General features: G+C 77.3%; 6 protein-coding genes. 1 reads left to right on the top strand and 5 read right to left on the bottom strand.

The genetic code is table 11. The features are described 5' to 3' along the window. From PYV61_RS21110 to PYV61_RS21100, 3 genes are all read right to left on the bottom strand, one after another. The coding region (locus tag PYV61_RS21110; RefSeq protein WP_275835354.1) for an ABC transporter permease at window positions 1-1,277 on the bottom strand (1,277 nt) is incomplete at its 3' end. 11 nt (window positions 1,278-1,288) lie between these two features. Continuing rightward, window positions 1,289-1,630: a PadR family transcriptional regulator gene (locus PYV61_RS21105; protein WP_275835352.1), complete on the bottom strand. Its 342-nt coding sequence runs from the start codon at window positions 1,628-1,630 to the stop codon at window positions 1,289-1,291. Between the two features lie 81 nt (window positions 1,631-1,711). After that, window positions 1,712-2,368, bottom strand: coding sequence for a hypothetical protein (locus PYV61_RS21100; protein WP_275835350.1), 657 nt, complete (start codon window positions 2,366-2,368; stop codon window positions 1,712-1,714). A 187-nt stretch (window positions 2,369-2,555) separates the two neighbouring features. On the opposite strand from PYV61_RS21100, the gene PYV61_RS21095 reads away from it, so the two are divergent. After that, a complete protein-coding gene (locus PYV61_RS21095) occupies window positions 2,556-3,212 on the top strand; it encodes a PEP-CTERM sorting domain-containing protein (RefSeq protein ID WP_275835348.1) in 657 nt (218 codons plus the stop codon). A gap of 39 nt (window positions 3,213-3,251) precedes the next feature. Here the strand turns inward: PYV61_RS21095 and PYV61_RS21090 are convergent, their stop codons facing one another. Continuing rightward, on the bottom strand, window positions 3,252-3,926 hold the full coding sequence (locus tag PYV61_RS21090) for a hypothetical protein (RefSeq protein ID WP_275835346.1): 675 nt from the start codon (window positions 3,924-3,926) through the stop codon (window positions 3,252-3,254). Between the two features lie 56 nt (window positions 3,927-3,982). Beyond that, window positions 3,983-4,713 (bottom strand): LysR family substrate-binding domain-containing protein (locus tag PYV61_RS21085; RefSeq protein WP_275835345.1); only part of this gene is annotated, 731 nt, incomplete at its 5' end.

Below are 4,713 nucleotides of genomic sequence, written 5' to 3'. Positions count from 1 at the left end.
GTGCGCGACCGCGATCGAGTCGCCGACCCGCCCGCCGCCACCAGCGCCGCCTCGGCCAGGAACCCGCGCACCAGCCGCCCGCGCGTCGCCCCGAGCGCCACCCGCACCCCCAGCTCGCGCCGCAGCGCCTCGGCGCGCGCGAGGAAGAGCGTCGCCACGTTCCCCGCCGCCACCAGCGCCAGCACCGCGGCGCCCCCGAACAGCAGCAGCAGCGTCCCGCCGCCGTCGGCGACCACCTCGCGCCGCAGCGGCACCGCGCGCACGTCGCGGAGGTTCGCGTCGTCGCCGGCCGCGCGGCGGATCGCGCGCGCGATCCCCGACAGCTCGGGCGCCGCCGCCGCCGGCGTCACGCCGTCGCGCAGGCGCGCCACCACCTTCCAGTTGTGCGCGGTGCGGCTCGTGTTCGGCTCGCGGCGCTCGCGCGGCAGCCACAGCTCCGCGTCGTCCGGGAAGGCGAACCCCGCGGGGAGGACGCCGACCACGGCGTGCGGCTCGCCGTCGAGCACGATCGTGCGCCGCCCGAGCTCCGCGGTCGCGCCGAGCGCGCGCCGCCAGTACTCCTCGCTGACCACCACGCTGCGCGACGCGCCCGGCGCCAGCTCGTCGGCCGCGAACCAGCGCCCGCGCACCGGGCGCACCCCCATCACCGCCGGGAAGTCGCGCGTCACGTGGGCCGCGAGCACGCGCTCCGCCTCGGCGCCGCCGCTCACGCTCACCACCGACGACTGGAACTGCGCCGACGCCCGCAGCACGCGCGCCTCGCGCGCCACGTCGGCGTAGTCGGGGTCGGAGAACCAGATCCGGTCGCCGTGGTCGGTCACGCTCCACAGCTGCACCAGCTGCTCCGGCCGGTCGTACGGGAGCGGGCGCAGGAGCACCCCGCGCACGACGGTGAACAGCACCGTGATCGCCCCCAGGCCGAGCGCCAGCGTCGCCAGCGCGGTGAGGGTGAAGGCGGGCGCGCGGCGCAGCGCGCGGGCCCCGTGGCGGAGGTCGCGGGCGAGGGCGTCGAGGCGGTCGCGCATGGCGAGGCGTTCCTCCCGGCGGTGGCCGGCGTGCTGGAGGGACCGGAGGGCGTCGTCGAACGAGGGGCCGAAGCGGCGGCGCGCCTCCGCCTCGGCGGCCTCCGGGGACATGCCGCGCGCGACGAGCTGCGCCACGCGCTCCTCGAGGTGGAAGCGCAGCTCGGCGGCGACGTCGTCGGGCGCGGCGTCGGCGCGGCGCACGTCGAGGCGCATCGCGCGGCGGACGCCGTCGGGGAGGCGGGGGCGCGGCACGGGCGGGCGCCTCAGACCGCGGGCTGGGGGTCGGTCAGGATCCCGGTCACCGTGGCGGCGTAGCGCAGCCACGTCGCCGTCTCCTCGCGCAGGTGGGCCGCGCCGGCGTCGGTCAGCCCGTAGTAGCGCGCCCGGCGGTTGTTGGGGGTCACCCCCCACTCGGCGGCGATCAGCCCGCGCTGCTCCAGCCGGTAGAGCGCCTGGTAGAGCGCGCTGTCGTCGAGGTCGAGGGCGCCGTCGGAGCGCTCCTCCAGCCAGGTCGCGACCTCGAAGCCGTGCATCGCGCGTCGGGCGAGCGCCCGGAGCACGAGCACGTCGAGCGTCCCCTTCACCAGCGCCAGCCGAGGGAGCACCACTTTCTCCAGAATCTAGATGGAGAGTCTGGAGCCAGTATCGGGGCCACCCGCGGCGGCGTCAAGAGCGCGGTCGATGACTCAGGCGCGGACGGGGCGGAGGCGGCGGAACAGGCGGTAGCCGGCGCGCACCGCGTCGAGCACCGCGTAGGGCACGCGCAGCCGCAGCGGCATCAGGAGCGGGCGGTAGACGCGGTGGTACGCGCGCCGCAGGTCGCGCCACTTCGAGCAGTCCTCGCGCTCCAGAAAGTCGGAGACGTCGACGACCAGCCCGCGCCCCTCGTGCATCATGACGTTCCGGCCGTGCACGTCGTGCGGGTGCAGCCCGCGCGCTCTCGCGTGGTCGAGCGCCGCGTCGATGTCGCGGACGACCTGCGGGGGGATCGGGAGCCCGCGGTGCACGGCGTCGTACAGCGTCACCCCGTGCAGCCGCTCGAGCACGAGATACCCCGCCCCGACGTGGACGCACACCGAGTAGGCGGGGTGGCGGCCGAGCCGCGCGTAGACCTCGGCCTCCGCCTCGATCCCCGGTCGTCCGGGCGCGTAGACCTTCACCACGCGCTCCGGGTGCGAGGGATGGACCAGCACCGCCGCGTAGTTGCCGGCGCCGAGCAGGCGCCACGGCGCCGGGACGTGACGGGCGACGACCGGGTCGCGCGGATCGACGCTCTCGAGCCGCAGCGCGGGGAGCAGCTCGCGCTCGACGAGGGCGACGAGGTCGGCATCGGGACGGGACACGCCCTCTGTACCCCTGCGACGTCCGCGGGTTGGCGGGGGCGCCGCCCCGGCGTCAACCGACGGTGGGCCAACGGGTTGACGCCCGGCGTGACGCGGCGCTGACGCCCGCGCCCGAGCGTCCCCGCACCGATCGGCGCCGGCATCCGCCGCGCCGCCTGAGGCCCAACTCACTCCGAGACCGCGTCCCATGCACGCTCTCCTCCGCGCCGCGACCGTCGCCCTCACCGTCGCCGCCGGCCTGGCCGGCACGCGCCCGCTGCCCGCGCAGACCACCTACTTCGGCGCCGGCGCCCGCGCGGCGTTCGCCGCCGCCGCCGCCACGCCGGTCGCCAACGACCTGGGCGCGGCCGCCCTCGCCGTGCCGTTCGGCGCCCTCGGCACCGGCACCGTGTCCGGCACCGGGATCGCCATGATCAACGGCTCGCTGTTCGCCACCGGCGGCGGCGAGGTGCCGGCCTACACGATCACCTTCTCGCAGCGCCTCGGCGCGTTCGGCGCCGACTTCGCCAGCCTCGGCACCTGCTGCGGCGAGCGCCCCTTCCCGCTCGGCGAGGCGCGGCTGGTCTTCTTCGACGGCGCGTCGGTGGTCGGCACCTTCGTCCGGGACTTCGGCACCGGCGGGGCGACGACGTTCTTCGGCGTCGCGGGGCTGGCCGGGTTCGACCGGGTCGAGCTGCGCACGAACGTCGGCGACGAGTTCACGACCGACGACCTGATGGTCGGCGCCGCGGCGGTCGGGCAGGCGCCGGGGCAGGTGGTGCCGGAGCCGAGCACGGTGGCGCTGCTCGGGAGCGGGCTGCTCGGGCTGGCCGCGGCGGCGCGGCGCCGCCGGGCGACGGCCTGACGGCGCGCCCGGACGGGCCGCGCGCGCGGCCGGCGGGCCTCACCCTTCGCGCGGCGTCGCCACGTAGAGGGTGTGCATGGGGCCCGCCGTGTCGTGCGCCCGCACGCGCAGCGTCTCGACCGCGAGTCGCGACGCCCGGAGCAGGTGCGCGAACCGGGGGTCGTCGCCGACCGACCAGTAGGCGATCCGTCCGCCGGGGCGGAGCGCCGCGGCGGTGCGCGCCACGCCCTGCGCCGCGTAGAGGCGGCCGTTCTCCGACATGAGCATCCCGTCCGGCCCGTTGTCGGTGTCGAGCATGATCGCGTCGAAGCCGCCCGCGTTCGCCTCGAGGACGTTCACGACGTCGTCGTGCACCACGCGCACGCGCGGGTCGCGCATCGTGGCGGCGGAGATGTCCCAGCGCGGGTCGGCGTTCCACGCGATGACCTCCTCCACCAGCTCCGCCACCACGACCTCCGCGTCGTCGCCCAGCTGCGCGATCGCGGCGCGGAGGGTGAAGCCGAGCCCGAGGCCGCCGATCAGCACCCGCGCGCCGGATCGCTCGCGCAGCCCGGCGCACGCCACCTCGGCCAGCCGGTCCTCCGACAGGTGGCGGCGGGTGGACATCAGCTCGATGCCGTCGGCGCGGATCAGGTACGCGCCGTCGTGGCGGTAGAGCGCGAGCACGGTCCCGTTGGGCGTGCGCGCCTCGCCGAGTCGCTCGTACGGTTTCACGCGGGGCCGCGACGCACGCGACGTGCCCGGGCGGGGGGCGCGGACGCGGGGCGCCGTCAGGCGGGCGCCGCGCCCTCGCCGTACGCGTCGCGCAGCCGCTGCACGAACGCCGACACCAGCGGCCGCCGGTCGGCCGCGCGCCGCAGCGCGTAGAGGCGCACCACGATCCCGCAGTCGCGCACGCGCACCGCGCGCACGCCGGGGAGCGCCGCGCGCGCCATCCCCTCGAACAGCAGCACGTAGCCCGCGCCCGTCGCGACCTGCTGGAAGATCGTGGCCATCGGGCTGAGCGCCGAGCTGATGACGCGCGGCTCCACCCCCGCGCGGCGGTGCTCGTCGATGATCTCGTCGTACATCGCCGGGTAGACCGCGCGCTCGGGGAGCAGGATCGGCACGTCGCGCAGGTCGGCGAGCGCGATCTCGCCGCGGCCGGCGAGGGGGTGCGCCGCGGCGAGCGCCGCGTGGCTCACCGACTCCACGTGCAGCGCCTCCGCCTCCAGCCCGTCGAGCAGCCGCTCGGCGTCGGTGGCCGGGCAGAGCCCGACGTCGAGCTCCGCGTCGCGCACGGCCGCCTGCTGCCGCGTCCACGGCGTGTGGTCGACCGTGACGTCGACGCGCGGGTGGCCGGCGCGGAACGCGTCGAGCGCCGCCGCGATGCGCGGCGGGTGGTCGCCGTAGTCCACCGTGCCGACGCGCAGGCTCCCCGTCAACCCCTCGGCGACCGCGCGCACCGCGACCGCGCCGTCGGCGGCGGCGGCGAGCGTGCGCCGCGCGTGCTCCAGCAGCG

Origin of the sequence: Roseisolibacter sp. H3M3-2 (assembly GCF_029211165.1) — a bacterium.
In the GTDB taxonomy this organism is placed as follows: Bacteria; Gemmatimonadota; Gemmatimonadetes; order Gemmatimonadales; family Gemmatimonadaceae; genus Roseisolibacter.
This window is presented reverse-complemented; position numbering and strand designations above follow the sequence as displayed.

Coding starts and splice junctions, on each gene's coding strand:
- PYV61_RS21095 (WP_275835348.1), top strand. CDS start 2,556: ATGCACGCTCTCCTCCGCGCCGCGACCGTCGCCCTCACCGTCGCCGCC.